Origin of the sequence: Daejeonella rubra (assembly GCF_900103545.1) — a bacterium.
GTDB lineage: Bacteria > Bacteroidota > Bacteroidia > Sphingobacteriales > Sphingobacteriaceae > Daejeonella > Daejeonella rubra.
Genome location: NZ_FNHH01000014.1, coordinates 1 through 17,642, shown reverse-complemented (window position 1 = coordinate 17,642; position 17,642 = coordinate 1). Strand labels below are relative to the sequence as shown.

The following is a 17,642-nucleotide window of genomic DNA, read 5'->3' as shown; positions in this document are numbered from 1 at the left end:
ATCAAATGAACCCGTTGCCTTAACTTTCAGCCTCCAATTCATGATGACTCCGGAGCATCCCAATAAATTTGGGCTCCAGCTTAATTCCCTTGCTTTTACAATACTGAATAATATCATTTCCCAAACGTGTATTGGAATGATTAAACCGAACCTGCTTATTAAGCTTCAGAAAACCAATCCTGTCCAGCTGCTCAGTTGCTGACTGATCCTTTACTTTAGGAAGATAAACAATGCAGTCTGTGAAACTAACTCCCAGTTCAGAGTCAAGGTCATAACATAATTTTGCCTGATCATCGATCAGCGGATCGAACTCGCAGCCGCTAAATGACAATCTGCCGCTAAACTCTGCAGCATCTTTTTCAATCGTTTGGATAGTGCAGTTCTCAAATTTTACATTTCCTGAGCCTTTACCAACATACGCTCTCAGGTTATTACAGTCCTGAATGCGAATATCCGGATATAGCGCATCTGCCCTTTTTCCTTCCGGAGTATCGTTTAGGTATAAATGAATTCTGTCTGCGATCTTTGTCCCGGTATTCCCACTTAAATTTTCAAGATCAATATTGCGGAATAAGATCCGGGAATTAGATTGCAGTCGAACCCAGTCATAGGAGCCTTCTTGTGTCATATGGAATTTGGAACAGTCAAAGATCTGCATCAAACGGACTCCCTGTTTCCTGCCGCGGACACTAATATTACTGAATTCCAGCTTATCCGGAAAGAACAAGGCTACTTTGTCAGCATTTTCAGTCCATTCTGAGGTGCGCATCAACCAGCACGTTGCTTTATTTGAGGGGTCGCCGGTAAAATCAATGACCATATCCTGAACACTGAGAGTACGACCATAGCCTACCGGATATTTAAAGTCAAAATCCGCCACAGTAAACTGAAGAACAGATACTTGCGTGGCATTGGTACGGGGTATTAAACGGCAGTTACGGATTCGGATATCGCCATCCCATTTTGCACCGTAATCGGATCGGAATGAGATAAAAGCATTGGTATTTACATTAGTATTTTCAACAAAAAGATCGCCTCCACCAGTCAGGGTAAGTCCCCTCTGACCAACCTTACTGTCTTTAATATATAAGTTCCAGCAATGGAAATGTACATCCACGCGATTCAAAACACAACTTTCTATGCGGAAATTCTTGGTAAGATTAGTACCAAAAACGCCCCAGTGAACCGGACTACCTTCTGCTGTAATATTCCGGAAAGTGACATTCATCCAGCGATTTCCTGAGATCCCATAAGTACCCTGAGGAACCATCGGAACACCTACCCTGTCTTTTTCCCATGGCAAGAGCCTGATATTTTCAACTGTTACGTCAAAAACATATCTCAGTGAGTAAAAGCCGCTTCTCTGGATCTTGGCAACATCCTGTTTTCCTGGCTCAAGCCCAACCCACTGATTTGACAGCAGCGTACGGCTGCGCTCCACACGAATACCATTCTCGAAATAATTACCCTCATTATCCCCTGATAAATAGAAAGTTCCACCCGTGATGTTCAAATAACTGTCGCTCGCAGGATAGGCGATCAGGCTGGTATAACCTTTAAATGACCATGCAATATCCCCTACGATCCTGCCATGTTCTTCCACATAAAACAGTTCTTCACGCGCCCATCCCTTGCTTATTCCAGTACTTTGATAACGCAGACCGATCATGTCATTCGTATCGGCAATAATGATCAGACAATTTTTATAAGGAGCAAGTTCAGGTATCACCTGCACACCAGGCTTCAATTGATTAAGCAGTGATTTCTTGCTTTCATCACTCAGAATGATGTTCACAGGTGGTTTATCAGCAAGGATCTTAAAACGGGGCTCTCTGCTATTAAACTTCTCGTCAAAATGGAAAATACTTTGTCCCCAATCTGTATTGGTTCTTATTCCAATGGCACAGGTTTCACGGAACCAGTACTCCCCATTGGGGTTAATGACTGGGAGGAGCTGTGCGTTAGCATAATTATGTGCAGCCTTGATCTGTATTCCATCATCATTGATCTTATCGCCAAGAGCACCAAATAGTTTATAGTTCACAGCGGTAACGTTGATCAGCTGTGCGACCAGATTCTTTTTCAAAGGGATGATGCTGCCATTATCCGCAGGCTGATCCGGTTGAACTTCCCTGATCAGGTAGGTTCCATGTCCGCTATCTCCAACCTGATAATATCCGGCAGTTTGCACAAAATTCCCCGATTTTAAGGATGAGCTTTCCTTTAATGCCGCAATAGTTGAAAAAACAAGTAAAACCTCACCTTCCTTTAGAACCGGAACCATACCTGTGACTGATGCATTTGCACCTGAGGCTAGCATGCCTAAGCCAGTCAGGCCAAAAGTACTGAGCACCTTGCGCCTGCTTAATTTATTTGCCATAAAAGATTATTTAACTAGTTCATTTAGTCTGAAAGATCATTCTTATATGTTTCGGGCACAAAGAAGATATTAACGACTATTCCAATGATGATCAGTGCAAGCGGATAGACCAGTCCGATGAATGGCGATAGCGCAAAGCCGATCACTACCGATGATTTGATCAATTCTGTAATTACCGGAGTTGAACCTCCAATGGCTCCATTACCCACATTATAAACGAATCCCATACTGGTATAGCGGATACGGGTTGGGAACATTTCCATGAGGAAGGCTCCCATCGGACCATAAACCATGGTACCTGAAAGTGTGAGCATAAAAACCAGTCCGATGAAAATTATTGTGGTCTGCGTATCAATATGCTGTATGGTATCCAGGCGTTGCGGGTTGCCAAGTTCAAGGAACAGATAAAACATGACCGGGATTACGATCAGGCCCAGTATCATTCCGGGGAGGATAACTTTTTTCCTTCCTATTTTATCACTCAGAGCTCCGAAGATCTGGAAAAAAGGACCTGCAAGAAGAATACCTGTAGCCATAATTAAGAGAGCTGTGGTATCAGGCAATTTTACCGTGCGCTGAAGGAAAAACAGGGTAATAAACTGATTGGTCTGCATGATGGCACTTTGCGCAGCATTGCCGCCAAAAATTGCACCTAGGATCAGTCCGATATTCTTTTTGGTTTTAAAGGTTTCTCTAACCGGAGAATTACTGGTTTTGCCTTCACTTTTCAGCTGGGCAAAAACCGGACTTTCATGAAGTCTGCGTCGAATAAAATAGCTCGCAACTACTAATATAGCGCTGAAAAGGAAGGGAATTCTCCATCCGAAAGAGTTAAAAGACTCTTCAGACATAATGCTTTTAGTAGAAAAAACTACCACAAGCCCCAGGATCAGCGCAATGGAGGAGGTAGTTTGTATAAATCCGGTATAAAATCCTCTTTTATTCTGAGGGGCATGCTCTGCAACATAGATTACAGCACCTGAATATTCTCCGCTTATGGCCAATCCCTGCAAGAGCCTGAGTATCAGAAACAGTATTGGCGAAACCCATCCTGCCTGTTCAAATGTAGGGATACAACCAATTAAAAAGGTGGCTCCACCCATCAATAGCAAGGAAACCAGAAAGGTATATTTACGTCCTATTTTATCCCCGAAATTGCCGAATAAGAGGGATCCAAAGGGCCTGATCAGATAAGTTGTTGCAACGATACCCAATGTTTCAATAAAATTATTACCCCCTGCAGGAAACAACTGCATGGATAAAATATTTGCCATAATTACAGCTAGTAAGAGGTCATACCATTCGATCAGCGTTCCAACCGATGATGCTACAATTACTAATCGAAGATTATTCTTTTTTTCAGGGGTAATAACAGCGTCGTTCGCTAATTCAGGAGAGGTAGAAACTGGGGCCATGTATGCGCTTTAAAAATGTGTTTGAATTCGGATTCAAATTAGAAATTTTTTCCAAACAAACCTATTGGTAGGTGTTGTTGTTACCTTTTGTTGTTCGCTAGCGCACGCGTGCCGCGTGTGCTTTTATAAATTAAACTAAAAAACCTCGCTAGCGCACACGTGTGCTCCCATAAACCCAATGCTAGCGCACGCGTGTCGCGTGTGCTCTCCATAAATCTATATTCACCTAAACCAATCCAGTTCTATTAAACCCTTACCTCCAGAATAATCTATTGCACTCGAATACTTCCAATGCCATGGCTCCAGTATAAGTCCGGACACTACCGGATTGTTATGTGTATAATCAACCTTTTGTTCCACAACTTCCGGACTCCACAATTCTATTGGCCGATTATCATGCTGCCAAAATTGATTCGATGTCACATTACTTCTTTTTGTACCTTCCTTCCTGAACATCTCAAGCATCCAATCTCTACGCGACTCCCTCGTATTTTCACCTATTGCCTTCACTAATTTTTTAGACGTATGTTCTTTAAATCTACCTAATAGTGTTGCCGGATCATTATTTTTTGCTCTGATGATCAAATGAAGATGACTGGACATGATACACCAGCAATATAACTCTAAGCCCAATTTTTGCTTGCAGTGAATAAGACTCTCAACAATGAGGTCGCAGTAAACAGGCCTAATAAATACATAAACCCAGTTTACAGTTGCAAAACTCACAAAATATAAACCTTCTTTATTTAGAAATTTGTATTTTCTACTCATAGAAATTGAAGTTAATTCAATCTTGATTGAGGAGGTATTCTAAAGAGGGAACGGACAGAATTAATTAGGGAACGGTTTCGGTTTTATTTGGTAAAGCACACGCGGCACGCGTGCGCTAGCATAAATATAGGTAAGCTAAACAACCCTACCTTGTTCAAGCTTCAACGTAAACTTGATACTTGCCGGCATTTCATGCTGATAGTGACTGACGTAAATGAGGGTCAGATCACTCATTCCACAGATCTCGTCAATAAGATTTTTAAATTGTTCCTGCCGCTCAAAATCTAGTCCCAGGCAAGGCTCATCCAAAATTAACAGAGAAGGATTCTTTACCATTGCTCTGGCCAGCATGCAGATGCGCTGAATACTTACCGGAACATTGCGTATCAATTCACTGGCAAATTCGCTGATATGCAGTAATTTCATCCAGCGCAATGAGGTTTCGGCCCTGGATTTAACTGACACACGGAACAAGCCAAGCGTATCATCAAATCCTGATTCTATGACCTGCAGACAGGTACTCTCCATTGGGAAATACTGAAAAAATTCCGGCGACACATAGCCGATCTTCTTTTTTATCTCCCAAATACTCTCTCCGCTACCCTTTCGCTGGTCAAAGAGGGTGATTTTATTTGCAAAAGCCTGCGGATTATCGCCGTTTATGAGACTTAACAAAGTAGATTTCCCGGCTCCATTATGTCCTGTCAGAGCCCATCTCTCCCCCTCCCTTACTTGCCAGTTTACCTGATCAAGAATCTGCTTTTCACCATATTTGATCGAAACATTTTCCATTCCGATAATAGTATCATAAACAACCGATGGAGTAACTGAAAGTAGCTGCTTAAGTTCTTCCGTATTCGTTTGTTTTTGCTCACCGGTATAAAAACTATCCGGCTTAAACTCATTTGCAGGGCATTGACTGATCATTTTGCCATTTTCCAATACCGCCACATGGGTGATCGCATCGGGAATTTCTGTGGATGGAGTTGCCATAATGATGCTGATCCCCGATCCAGAAATTTCAGAAATAAGTGCACTGAAATCCTGGCGGGCAGCAACATCAAGTCCATTCAGCGGGTTATCAAGCAGGAGTAATAATGGATTTTTCATCAGTGCTGCGCCAAGCATCAATCTTTTGGTTTCACCATTGGATAATTTAATAAGCTCCTTATCAAGCAAATGTGTCAGACTTAAACGTTCTGTCACCCTTTGAATGGTCCATGCACCCGAAGCGTTCACAACCTTAATAGTTGAAAGATATGTGGCTACGGTATCCGCATCTTCAGAATCGCATGAATTAAAACGCTGCTGATAATAGAAGTCGCTGGTATTGGAAAGGTTTCGAAATTCATGTCTGGCAGACACTTGTGTCATCAGTTTATACCTGTTAAACAAGGGATCATCCTGATGATGCTCCTGAATATGGCGATCAAAATACGGAAAGTGTGCTTCACCTCTTGCCATGGAGGCTTTGCCCATGATAAAATCAAGAAACGTACTTTTTCCGGAGCCGCTCTTACCAACCAAAGCCCAGTTCTGGCCCTTTTCAAGACTGAAATCGAGTCCCTCAAAAACAAGAGAATTATATTGGCGGATGCTAACGTTGCGGTATGATATAAGGAGATTATTCACAGAAGGTATTATAAAACATGACTTTCTCAAAACTATTGTTTTCAGATTCAAGAACAAAGCAAGATTAAATTGCCTGCTTGTTATTTTAAAAACTGAGCAATTATTTTATGCCGGTATGTGGGCAAAGATATTGATATTGCCATTATTGAAACTCTGAGAAACTATTATTCCATCAGGAGAATTAGCCATTGGCTTTAACTCAGTAGCGCTAAGGACAGAAATTAAGATCGTTTTGAGCTTTCAGAAATTTTGGCATGATAGCTGCAGATTAACTTTGCTGGAAATTTTCAGGATTAAAGTCTTTCATGAATTACATTAAAAAAAATATTGAAATTCACTAAAACGAATTAATATTTGGGCTTAAAACAATATAAGCTTTTACGCGTCTGATCATCTACCAATGAACATGCTATCTTTAAAAAATATACCTGTTTTTCATTTTTCTCCTGCAGCAAGTATCATTCTGCAGACAGACTCCCCCGATTTCAGGATCGCTGAAGTAAATGCAGCATTTCTCCAGGCTACCAATACCAAAAAGGCCGATCTGATCGGAAAATGCATTTTCGATGTTTTAACACCGGAAAATGGGGATGACACTTCAGACAGCAGGAAAACTTTAAAAACAACTTTAAATCAGGTAATGCTGTTAAAGAAGCCCCATAAAATACCTCTGCAAAAATATAGGGTGTTCGGTCCCGGAAACAAAGGAAATGACGACCACTTCTGGACCTGCGATACCTATCCTCTGATCAATGAACATGGAATTGTTGAATATATCGTTCATACAATAACTGAAGTTAACGACTTGCTGGTGTCCGGCGAAAGCGAAAATGCCCTGAACAATAAACTCCTGCTGGATAAGAGTTTTCAGCACCCGCTGTTTAATGATTATCCGGATGGTATTTTCACACTCGATAAGCAAGGAAATTTTCTGAGTGTCAATAATGTGATGCTTGATCTGGCTGAATGTACGAAAGAAGAATTACTCAAACTATCCTTTATTCCGTTTATAGCCGAAGAAGATTTGGAAGATGCATTTAATTATTTTCAGCAAACCATCAAAGGGGATATTATTAATTTCGATATCAGAGTAAAGACCAGACTTGGGAAAGCGAGAATTCTGAATATTACGAATATTCCAATCGTAATCCACAAGGAAGTTATCGGTGTTTATGGAATAGCAAAAGATATCACTCATGTGAAAGAAGCTGAAAAACAGCTTGAAGTATACCACAAGAGGGTAGCTAATATTCTGGAAAGTATTACTGACGGTTTTTTTGCTGTGGATCATCAATGGAAAGTTACCTATTGGAACCGGGAGGCTGAACGGATTTTAATTAAATCACGCGAGGAAATGATGGACAAAAATCTTTGGGAGAAATACCCTGAAGCAATTCCACTGAAATTTTACAGCGAATATCATAAAGCTATGAACGATCAGGTTTCTGTCCACTTCGAAGAGTACCTGCCTTCTGTTGACCTCTGGTGTGAAGTATCAGCTTTCCCCTCCGAAGATGGCTTATCCATTTATTTTAGAGATATAAGTAACAGAAAAAAAGTTGAGAATGAACTTAATCTGGAAAAAGAAAAATACAGGAATCTGTTTAATTTCAGCCCGATCCCTCAATGGGTGTATGATGTAGAAACATTCCGTTTCCTGGACGTAAATAATGCAGCAATCAGACATTATGGTTATACCAGGAAAGAATTTCTTTCCATGACCATTCAGGCGATCACACTTTCAGATGACCTGGGCCATTTGAAAGAGATCATTGCCGCGAAAGTTAAAGCCAAACTTTTCAATCAGGAAAAGATCAGGAACCAGAAAAAATCAGGCGAAATTATTTATGTCAATATTGAAGCGAATACCATTCAATTTGAAGGAAGAGATGCAAGGCTGGTTATTGCAACAGACATAACAGACAATATCAAATCAGAACAGGCTTTAAAATTAAGCGAACAGCGATTTAAAGCTCTGGTACAGGATGGGTCTGATCTGATTGCCATCCTGGATACAGATGGTAATTATCAGTATGTGAGTCCCACCAGCAAATCCATTTTAGGTATAGATGCAGATTCCTTTATCGGGAAAAATGCGTTTGACTTTATTCACAAGGATGATAAAGAATTGGTTAAGAGTCAATTCGACATGTTATCTGTTCAGAAACGGGTTGAAGTTTCAGCGTTTCGCTTTTTAGATGGGAATAATAAATTTCGCTGGGTCGAGACTATTATCACTGATATGAGTGATGACCCGGTCATTGCCGGCATTGTAGCCAATTCAAGAGATGTGACCCGGCGTATTGAAGATGAGAATAAAATCAAAGCCGGACTGGAACGATATAATATTGTCTCAAAAGCCACCAGCGACACAATTTATGATTTTAACTTCTTAACAAATGAAGTCGTTTGGAATAAAGGAATACATGGAATTTTCGGTCATAAACTGGTTGCAGATACAACTACACAGGAATGGTGGTTGAAAAACGTTCATCCGGAAGACGCGAAACGAACAGTCCAAAATTTTGAAAACTGTATAAAGAATAAGAAGCCCAGATGGAAAGCTGAATATCGTTTCCGTTCAGCAGACGGAACTTATCGCTATGTGCTCGACAGAAGTTTCTTGATTTATAACGAGGAGGGTGAACCTGTAAAAATGATCGGGGCCATACAGGATATTACTGAACAAATAAATTATATACAGGCCATTGAAGATCAAAATACAAGGTTACGTGAAATAGCCTGGTTTCAGTCGCATGTGGTCAGGGCACCGCTTGCCCGCATCATGGGATTAACAGATATCCTTAAAAATGCAGAAGGTGAAACCTATTATTCTGAATTACTCGCGCATATCTTAACCTCAGCACAGGAACTTGATGATGTGATCCGCTCTATCGTTATGCGATCTGCAGAAGTTGAAAATGAACCCGCAGCAAAAATTGAAATAGATTTGTGATAATTGATCGCTACTGCAAAAAAATGTGACTATCATTTATTTACCATCCAATTAAATTCATTAGCTTAATAACATTGAGCAGACACCTGAAGAGGGCATGTGCTTATGGACACATGAGGCACGCGTAAGCCAGTATCAATTAATCAATACCATTTCTTCAAACAATTTTTCAATCGTTTCATCCGGATCATCACAAAAACCGGGATGCACTTTAGATGTTTGTAAAACCGTACTCCTGGTAGCAGTTAACCAGCGAAAACGGGATGCAATATCCAGTTTTGCTATCGGCCCGGCATCTTTATCTCCCATGCTTATCTGGCAGAAAGCATCCAGATTCTCCCTGATCTCTGTCAGGTCTGTTCGGGGTGAAAAAACTTTCATCCTTTCCTCATCCAGCCAGCATTTTGCACGCAGAAATTTCTGTCCGGAGCAATACAGGATCACCCCAACATTTAAAAACTCTTCGCGCTCCACCCTTGGTACAACGCGGATTACAGCATACTCAAATAAGTGCTTCTCTCGCATTTCGGGCTTCGTTTATAAATATTTCTGAACTTTTCAGACGCATTTCAAGGAATTTAATATAAGCCTGGCGATGCTCTTCCTTCGTACTAAAAAAACCATCTTCCAACCATTCATCAGGTATCAGTGATACAATAGATTGAATTCGCTCTAAACTCAGCAGTGGCCTGAATTCCTTGTCAACGGTTTCCAATGCAGATGCCTGTGGCAGCAAGACATGGTCTTTGATCAGGCTAAATGCCTTTTGAGACTGCTCCTCCCAATTTTGCCAGGAATGATGAAAATAAAGCGCTGCCCCATGATCGATCAGCCATAATTCCTTATGCCAGATCAGCATATTGGTGTTACGGCAGGTACGATCCATATTCATCAGCAAAGCATCAAGCCATACGATCTTCGAAGCCAGTTCTTCATCAATGGTATTGACCGCAGGATCATAAGTAATCGCTCCCGAAAGATAATGCAAACCAAGATTTAAGCCCACACTAAACTTAAGCAGATCCTGAATCTCTTCATCCGCTTCTGTCCGACCGAAGGCCTCATCCAGACTGGCAAAAACCAGTTCAGGCACCCTCAATCCCAGTAATCTGGCAATCTCTCCTCCAATAAGTTCAGCGATCAGAGCTCTCGGACCCTGTCCCGCTCCGCGAAACTTGATCACATACAAAAAGCCATCATCTGCTTCCGCAATCGCAGGCATAGAACCGCCTTCCCTCAGGGGAGTTACATAACGGGTCACATTGACTGATCGGAGTGCGGATTGCATGGTATTATATTGTTATACAATTGATTATCTGAATTCTTTAAGCACACGCGGCACGCGTGCGCTAGCGTTTTGTTTAAGCACACGCGGAACGGCGTGCGCTAGCGCAATTTTAGCTTACCTAACCTGTCCCTGTCCCCGTATGATCCATTTTTCAGTCACCAGCTTTTCCAGTGCAAAAGGACCACGGGCATGTAATTTTTGAGTAGAGATTCCGATCTCTGCTCCCAGTCCGAAGACACCTCCATCCGTAAATCGTGTCGAGGCATTTGTAAAAACTGCAGCCGCATCCACCTCATTCAGGAAGCGCTCGCAGTACTCCATATTTTTAGAGATGATGGCTTCCGAATGTTTGGAAGAAAATTTACGGATATGTTTCAGCGCCTCATCAAATCCACCAACTGTTTTTACAGAGCATTTAAAATCAAGAAATTCCCGCCCAAAGTCATCCTCCACAGCTTCTCTTAGAAATGGATAATTCAACTGCTTCAAAATGGTGTAAGATTCCGGATCAGCAAAGATCTCCACTTCATAGGACTCCAGTTTGGGAGCCAAAAGACTTAGTAAGGGTTCCAGAATTTCTCTTTCTGCAATGACCGTATCCAGTGAATTACAAACTGAGGGACGGGAGACCTTGGCATTGGTTACGATATTTGCGGCACTTTCAAGATCAGCAGAAGCTTCCACATAGGTATGACAAACGCCTGCCCCTGTCTCAATAACAGGCACTGAAGCATGCTCACGCACATAATCGATCAGTTGCTGTGAGCCCCTTGGAATTAAAATATCCACATATTTTGTCGCCGTGAGCAGTTCAGGCATGAATTTCCTGTCTGTAGGAAGTAGCTGAACGATACTCACATCCAGATCAAAGCTTGCCAGAACCTCCTGAATCAGTGCGACCAGGTAAGTATTGGTATAAAAAGCATCAGTCCCACCTCTCAGCAGGCATACATTGCCAGATTGAATGCATAAAGCTGCAACATCAATGGTCACGTTGGGCCTCGACTCATAAATTACCCCAACTACACCCAGGGGGACTGTTATTTTCTGAACGAGCAGTCCATTATCCAGAATCCTTTCCGAAAGCAGACGATTACTCGGATCAGGAAGAGCAGCAATATCCTCCACACTTTTGGCAAGGTCTTCTATTCTGATGGAAGAAAGCAATAGGCGGTCTTTCTTCGGATCAGTATCCGGCATCCGGTCGAGATCCAGTTTATTTTCAGCAATAATGGTGTCAGTCTTTTCCCTGATCTTTGCTGCCAATGATTTCAGTATATCTGCTTTTTCATCATCACTGAGAAGCTTCACCGCTATGGTTGCCTGCGAGGCCTGTTCAAGAAGAGATTGTATCGATTCCATGATAAAAATTTACAGTAAAACAATATTATCGGCATGCGCCACTTCCAGGTTTTTTACTTTGGTATTAGTCGCCAGCGTAGCCGAATCGATCTTCGCAATAGCCACAGCTACAGCATTATTGTCTTCATCAAGAATTTCGATTATCTCGCCATTCTCAAAACCTGTCAGTACTTTCTTAATTCCTACTGCAAGCAGACTATGCCTGTCTTTCAGCGCTTTAGAGGCCCCTGCATCGATCTGTATCCGCCCGCGGACCAGGCTACCACTGGCCAGCCACTTTTTACGTGCAGGAAGATCACTCTTCTGAGGCAGGCATAAAGTACCAGTTGAACCTTCCAGAGCTTTTATAATCCCATTGTCAGTTCGGATACCAAATATCACCACCCGTATTCCCATTTGATTGGCCAGGCGGGCAAAATTCAATTTAGAGGTCATGCCCCCCAAACCGGAAGCAGATTTTTCCTTGTTTGCTAAAAGCAGGATCTTCTTATCTGTGGTATCCAGCTCCGGAATAACTTTCCCATTTCCATCCAGAACACCGGGGACAGATGTGCTAAACAATACCTGAGAAGCACCAAAACCAACAGCGATCAGGGTGGCCAGCTCATCATTATCAGAAAATTTCAATTCCAGGTTACTCACCACATCATTTTCATTGGCGATCGGGATGATATTGCTCGCCCAAAGCTCCTCATAGGTTTTCTTGAGCTGCAGGAACTGATCACGGTTCGAAAAATGATGCCGCTCACAAAGACTTTGCGCAATGGCAATGCCATGCGGTGAAAAATATTTGGCGTATGTATTTAATAAAAGCGGATTCCCAACAGATGCCGCTGCTTTCTTCTCATTCAGCGTACCTCCATAATTCTTTAGAAACTTCTTTCCTGCAGCAACTGCACCTGATGAAACGATCACCAAATTATATTCCTTATGGATAGATGCCACTTGTAAGGCTATTTCTTCAATCACTAACTCATCAAGCTCCCCATCTGTGGTAGTGATTGATGCCGTTCCAAACTTAAGTACGAGTATAGGTTTTGCCACTTTATATGTATATGAAGCGAATTTAAGGATTTTTTAGGTAGGTGGTGAGTGGTAATGAAGCGTTTTAATATTTATTTGGAACTCCGCTAGCGCGCGCGCCACGCGTGCTAAATCAGTCTCTGAATACTAATTTTTAAGCATGATTTGTTTCTGGAATTAGTTTGGCACACGCGGCACGCGTGCGCCAGCAACCGCTAGCAATCAATAAATCAACGTCACCGCACCCGAAAGCACCTGCTTCCCAGCCCGGCTCGAAATCTTATAATAATAAGTCCCCTGCGGGAGCACCTCTCCCTGAAAATACCCATCCCAGGCCTTAGTATAAGCCATACTTTCGAAAACCAGCTTCCCATAACGGTTATAAACCTGAACCATAGCTGTATTGTCAGCATCCAATCCAGGAAGCGTCCATTGATCATTGATGCCATCCCCATTGGGAGTAAAAGTATTCGCATTCAGGGTAAAAAAATCGGAGAAAATGCTGAATTCCCGGAAAACAGTAACCGGATTGTAATTCTCATTCCCGGCCTGACTAGCCTCAATAATTACTTTACCCGAAGAGTTGATACTTACCTGATCAGGTGGAATGATGGATGCAATAGCCGGCGCATTACTGGTAAAAGTAACCGGCAATCCCGAATTAACCGTCGCATTCAGCCTGAAGCTCAACTCACTCAATTTTTTATTCGGGATAGGCTCAAAATCCATCGCCTGATCAGCCTTGCTGATCAAAAGCTTGCCATCCACATACGAAATAGAATAATTTGCAGCCAAAGCAGCACTGGCAACAATGGGATAAATACCGGGCGATGAACTGATCGATGCAGAAGTTGAGATCACAGGTAATTTCTCAAGGACCGACACCCCTTCCCCGGGCACAAAACCATTATAAACAGCGGTCAATTCCGGATTTGGAATACCATAGCTCCGGGTCTGATCATTAACCGTGATGCTTAGATCTCTGGGCTTAACCGTTAAAATTTGCGAAGCATTAATTGCCCGGTTATCCGACTGAGAAGCGGTGATCAGAGTTAAACCTACACCCCTGATCTTAATCTGACCGGTAACAGTTATGCTTGCAACCTGGCTATCACTGCTCATATAAACCATTGTACTCGAGGGATTTGCATGAACAGCACCCGGAGGAAAATCTGCATCGCCATAGATTCTGACAGGAATTGGCGGGAAAGAAATAGACTGAAGTGATGAAGCAGAAAGTACCAGCAGGTTAAAACTTTCAGAATTACTGCATCCCGCGGCATTGGTAACCGTGTAGGTGATTGTTACGGCACCTTCCGCTAGCGCGCTGACCTGTCCGCTGCTGGCATTCACTGTTGCAATCGCATTCGAGCTGCTTGTCCACACCCCATTAGCCGTAGCAGAAACCAGTTTGCTAGTAGATCCCACAGCCAAACTGCCAGCGCCGGTAATTGGGGAGATCTTTGGCAGTTCCGGAATCACAAGCGTGAAAATAGAACCTGTACTGCTTTCTCCCGTACGAGTGTTCTTCACTCTCAAAGCCCCATTATAAACTCCATCAGCGAGCAAGGCAGGCAATTTCACCAAAATACTTCCGGGAGGCAGAGGCTGATCGTTCACATTCGTCAGTCCGGCAGCCAGCCCCTCTGCATCCCATTCAATGCTATACAGATCCGGGTCACCCTCCGTTGCGGTATACGAAAACCGGGTTTCCGTTAAGCCTTTACAGAATAAGGAACTATACTCATTGAGGGTAATGGAAATGGCCGGACCGGTAGTAAATATCCAGCTGGCCCCCTGAAGATTATTATCTATATTTCCTGCAATAATAGCAGTTGAGCCATCCGCACTTAAAGCAAGGGAGTGCCCCTGGTTAGCCAAACCTTTGCTTCCGGTGCCGGTTAATTTAGGCCCCCGCTGCAGCCATTTGGAATCTGTCCAGGTATAAACCCATACCGCTCCATTCGTCCAGTTATCTTTATATCCTCCTACAAGCGAGGTATTTCCGTCGGCACTGATCGACACCGACCAACCCTGAGCAGCATCTGCCGAACTTCCTGTACCCACCATTTTCAATCCCTTGCGAATCCATTCTGCACCATTCTTTTGAAACACCCATGCCGCACCCCTGGCATTCCCGTCTACCGAGCCCCCTACAATGGCATTGGCACCATCGGCACTCAGCGCGACAGATATTCCCTGCCATTTCGTACTCACATAATCAGTAATAGCCAGCTTTTTAGGCTGCCTGTCCCATGTGGAAGAGCTCTTCACAAAAACATAGGCTGCTCCCTCCTGCGAATTCTCCAGAGGTGCACCCACAATGGCTGTATTCCCATCGGCACTCAATCCCACGGAAATACCCTGCCCCTGCGATCCATTCACATTGGTATCATCAAACAGTTTACCGCCATCCTGGGTCCAGACATTGCCCGTTCTGATAAAGACCCAGGCTGCGCCACGGCTGGAGCTATCATAGGGTCCACCCACAATGACCGTATTTCCATCGGCACTCATCCCAACCGAAAAACCCTGGCTTACAGGCAAAAATGTGGCATCGGTATCTGTCCCGACTAACTTATCCCCCTGCTGAGTCCAGATACCATTCTTCCGCGTAAAGATCCAGATCGCACCCATCCCTTTATTATCATTATTACCGCCAATGACTACGGTATTTCCATCGGCACTGATGCCCACAGATTTTCCCTGATGTGCCGGACCGACATTACCGCTTCCCACCAATTTTGGTCCCTGCTGAGTCCAGATGCCATTATTCCGAACATAGATCCATGCCGCACCTTGCTGAGCATTATCAGAAGAACCGCCAACAATCGCCGTATTTCCATCGGCACTGATGGCCGCCGACCTGCCAAGTCCGCCTTCACCGATACTGCCTCCGCCGACCAGTTTTGGACCTTGTTGAGTATTAGGATAGGGCGTATTGAGAAGTGTAAACTGACTTGTACTATTAGATGAACCAAAAGAATTTTTTACTGAAATCAAGCCTGCGACAGCACCGGGCATCACATAGGCAGTAATGGAAGTCGCCGAACTGGCAATGACCAATGCCGCCTTTCCCCCGATCTGAACGGATTCCGGAGTGTTCAATCCTGTCCCGGAAATAGAAACCAGCGTTCCCACAGCACCCTGAGAGGGCGAAAACGAGCTGATAACAGGCGCCTGGGCATTCGAATCTGTAAAATACAAGAAGGCCCATAAAAAGACCAGATTTGTGATTAGATTCTTCATTTTCTTTAAAATATCCGTTTCAGAATAAGGCGGATAATATTACCGGAGATCTGCCAATGGTGTCCTAACTTAAATATGTAGTTTTTTCATCAGAAAAGCAAAACAGAAACAGGCAAACCTTGTTTACTTTTCAATGAATTGATCTTTCACTCTATGAAGATACGCAGGATGAGCTTTTTTGGATGCCATTGCATTGAATTTATTCCATTTGCATCCTGAAATAATTCGTTTTTTCTATCTTTATTATCAACCAAGAAAAAACAGGTATGAAAAAACTACTTTTTATCGCAGCGATCTCCTTAACAGCCTGCAATATGCCAAACAAAGAGAAAGAAACTGAGCAGAAAGCTTCCGTTCAGAAACATGAGCTAATTGAAAAATGGGAAAGCGACAGCCTGCTGAAAGTCCCTGAATCAGTACTTTTTGATAAAGCCAGTCAGCTATTATTTGTCAGCAATGTAGATGGAACTGATCCCTGGAAAGCAGATGGGAAAGGCTCGATCGCTAAGGTAGGATTGGATGGAAAGATCATTGCGGCAGAATGGGTTTCCGGAATGAATGCACCTAAAGGTATGGGCATGTACAATGGTAAATTATACGCTGCCGACCTGAATGCAATCGTAGTTATTGACATCGCAACGGGTAAGATCGAAAAGAGCATCCCCATTGAATCAGCAACCGGACTAAATGACATCAGCATCGACCCGAATGGTGCGATTTACGTGACCGATTACCTGGCTAAAAAATTATATAAAGTAGAAAACGAAAAGGCAGAGCTGCTTGCTGAAAACCTAAGCCAGCCAAATGGCGTGCTATTCCACGATAATGTACTCTATGTTCTGGATGGTACCGGCATGTATAAAATGAATGATGATAAAAAACTGACGCTGATCGCGGATGGCATGGAAGGCGGAATTGACGGCATTGAACACGTTCAGGACAATGAATTCATCGTTTCCTGCTGGGAAGGCGCCCTTTGGTACGTAAACACCGATGGCAGCAAACAACTGCTGATGGACACCCGCGCCGCCAAAAGAAGCACCGCAGATATCGGCTTTGATCCGGCAACAAAAACGCTGTATGTTCCTACATTTTTCAGGAATACGGTGGTGGCTTATGAGGTGAAGTAGGAAGGGGAAAGCCAAAAGCGGAAAGGGGAAAGCTGAAAGCGGAAGGGGAAAGCCAAAAGCGGAAAGGGGAAAGCGGAAAGCTAAATTTGAAAATGTGCTCATAGATGACAATTTTTCATCTTAAAGCACAATTTTCCTAGGCGTCTAGTGTCCACCGCTGGTCCAAAGGACTCCATTGGAGCGGGGGAATTAAAGGGGGTGGTTCTTCACTAACCAATTATAAAGAGCGAGGAACCAGGACGATGAAGTGATAATTTGAAATCAGCAGTATTTATTCAGACCTCTGACTTCAGACTTCAGAACCCTGACAAAAGAACCAAGAGCCAAGAACCAAGACATTGTGTACGTCCCTGATATAGGTTGACCATAAAAGTCAAGTTATATGAAAGCAAATTTACAGCAAATCAAGAAAACCCGTTGTTATTCTGAAGGATTC

Annotated in this window: 11 protein-coding genes; 2 read left to right on the top strand and 9 right to left on the bottom strand. The window is 43.1% G+C overall.

Annotated features, from left to right (window positions below; translation table 11 throughout):
- Positions 1 to 19: 19 nt before the first annotated feature.
- The 4 genes from BLR27_RS10805 to BLR27_RS10790 all read right to left on the bottom strand — a co-directional run bounded on the left by BLR27_RS10805 (position 20) and on the right by BLR27_RS10790 (position 6,198).
- Entirely contained in the window at positions 20 to 2,380 is a 2,361-nt protein-coding gene (locus BLR27_RS10805; protein WP_090704760.1) for a hypothetical protein, read from the bottom strand.
- Positions 2,381 to 2,403: 23 nt separating this feature from the next.
- Complete coding sequence (locus tag BLR27_RS10800; protein WP_090704757.1) at positions 2,404 to 3,795, bottom strand: MFS transporter; 1,392 nt, start codon at positions 3,793 to 3,795, stop codon at positions 2,404 to 2,406.
- A 222-nt stretch (positions 3,796 to 4,017) separates the two neighbouring features.
- The gene (locus BLR27_RS10795) at positions 4,018 to 4,566 is read right to left on the bottom strand and encodes a transposase (protein ID WP_090704754.1); all 549 of its coding nucleotides are present in this window, start codon (positions 4,564 to 4,566) and stop codon (positions 4,018 to 4,020) included.
- Positions 4,567 to 4,701: 135 nt separating this feature from the next.
- Positions 4,702 to 6,198: an ATP-binding cassette domain-containing protein gene (locus tag BLR27_RS10790; protein WP_090704753.1), complete on the bottom strand. Its 1,497-nt coding sequence runs from the start codon at positions 6,196 to 6,198 to the stop codon at positions 4,702 to 4,704.
- Between the two features lie 400 nt (positions 6,199 to 6,598).
- Between BLR27_RS10790 and BLR27_RS10785 the strand changes: the two genes are divergently transcribed.
- Positions 6,599 to 9,154: a PAS domain S-box protein gene (locus tag BLR27_RS10785; protein ID WP_090704751.1), complete on the top strand. Its 2,556-nt coding sequence runs from the start codon at positions 6,599 to 6,601 to the stop codon at positions 9,152 to 9,154.
- A 135-nt stretch (positions 9,155 to 9,289) separates the two neighbouring features.
- On the opposite strand, the gene BLR27_RS10780 is transcribed toward BLR27_RS10785, so the two are convergent.
- From BLR27_RS10780 to BLR27_RS10760, 5 genes are all read right to left on the bottom strand, one after another.
- The gene (locus tag BLR27_RS10780) at positions 9,290 to 9,679 is read right to left on the bottom strand and encodes a DUF3037 domain-containing protein (protein ID WP_090704749.1); all 390 of its coding nucleotides are present in this window, start codon (positions 9,677 to 9,679) and stop codon (positions 9,290 to 9,292) included.
- Entirely contained in the window at positions 9,657 to 10,442 is a 786-nt protein-coding gene (locus BLR27_RS10775) for a HipA family kinase (RefSeq protein WP_090704747.1), read from the bottom strand. Before BLR27_RS10775 ends, BLR27_RS10780 begins: the two co-directional genes overlap by 23 nt.
- Before the next feature lie 114 nt (positions 10,443 to 10,556).
- Positions 10,557 to 11,804: a glutamate-5-semialdehyde dehydrogenase gene (locus tag BLR27_RS10770; protein WP_090704744.1), complete on the bottom strand. Its 1,248-nt coding sequence runs from the start codon at positions 11,802 to 11,804 to the stop codon at positions 10,557 to 10,559.
- A 9-nt stretch (positions 11,805 to 11,813) separates the two neighbouring features.
- Entirely contained in the window at positions 11,814 to 12,848 is a 1,035-nt protein-coding gene (gene proB, locus BLR27_RS10765) for a glutamate 5-kinase (RefSeq protein WP_090704741.1), read from the bottom strand.
- 201 nt (positions 12,849 to 13,049) lie between these two features.
- Positions 13,050 to 16,076 (bottom strand): T9SS type B sorting domain-containing protein, encoded by a 3,027-nt coding sequence (locus BLR27_RS10760; RefSeq protein WP_090704739.1) that lies wholly within the window; start codon positions 16,074 to 16,076, stop codon positions 13,050 to 13,052.
- A gap of 266 nt (positions 16,077 to 16,342) precedes the next feature.
- Between BLR27_RS10760 and BLR27_RS10755 the strand changes: the two genes are divergently transcribed.
- Positions 16,343 to 17,206, top strand: coding sequence for an SMP-30/gluconolactonase/LRE family protein (locus BLR27_RS10755; protein WP_090704738.1), 864 nt, complete (start codon positions 16,343 to 16,345; stop codon positions 17,204 to 17,206).
- Positions 17,207 to 17,642 lie beyond the last annotated feature (436 nt).

Coding starts and splice junctions, on each gene's coding strand:
- BLR27_RS10805 (WP_090704760.1), bottom strand. CDS start 2,380: ATGGCAAATAAATTAAGCAGGCGCAAGGTGCTCAGTACTTTTGGCCTG.
- BLR27_RS10800 (WP_090704757.1), bottom strand. CDS start 3,795: ATGGCCCCAGTTTCTACCTCTCCTGAATTAGCGAACGACGCTGTTATT.
- BLR27_RS10795 (WP_090704754.1), bottom strand. CDS start 4,566: ATGAGTAGAAAATACAAATTTCTAAATAAAGAAGGTTTATATTTTGTG.
- BLR27_RS10785 (WP_090704751.1), top strand. CDS start 6,599: ATGAACATGCTATCTTTAAAAAATATACCTGTTTTTCATTTTTCTCCT.
- BLR27_RS10780 (WP_090704749.1), bottom strand. CDS start 9,679: ATGCGAGAGAAGCACTTATTTGAGTATGCTGTAATCCGCGTTGTACCA.
- BLR27_RS10775 (WP_090704747.1), bottom strand. CDS start 10,442: ATGCAATCCGCACTCCGATCAGTCAATGTGACCCGTTATGTAACTCCC.
- BLR27_RS10770 (WP_090704744.1), bottom strand. CDS start 11,804: ATGGAATCGATACAATCTCTTCTTGAACAGGCCTCGCAGGCAACCATA.
- BLR27_RS10760 (WP_090704739.1), bottom strand. CDS start 16,076: ATGAAGAATCTAATCACAAATCTGGTCTTTTTATGGGCCTTCTTGTAT.
- BLR27_RS10755 (WP_090704738.1), top strand. CDS start 16,343: ATGAAAAAACTACTTTTTATCGCAGCGATCTCCTTAACAGCCTGCAAT.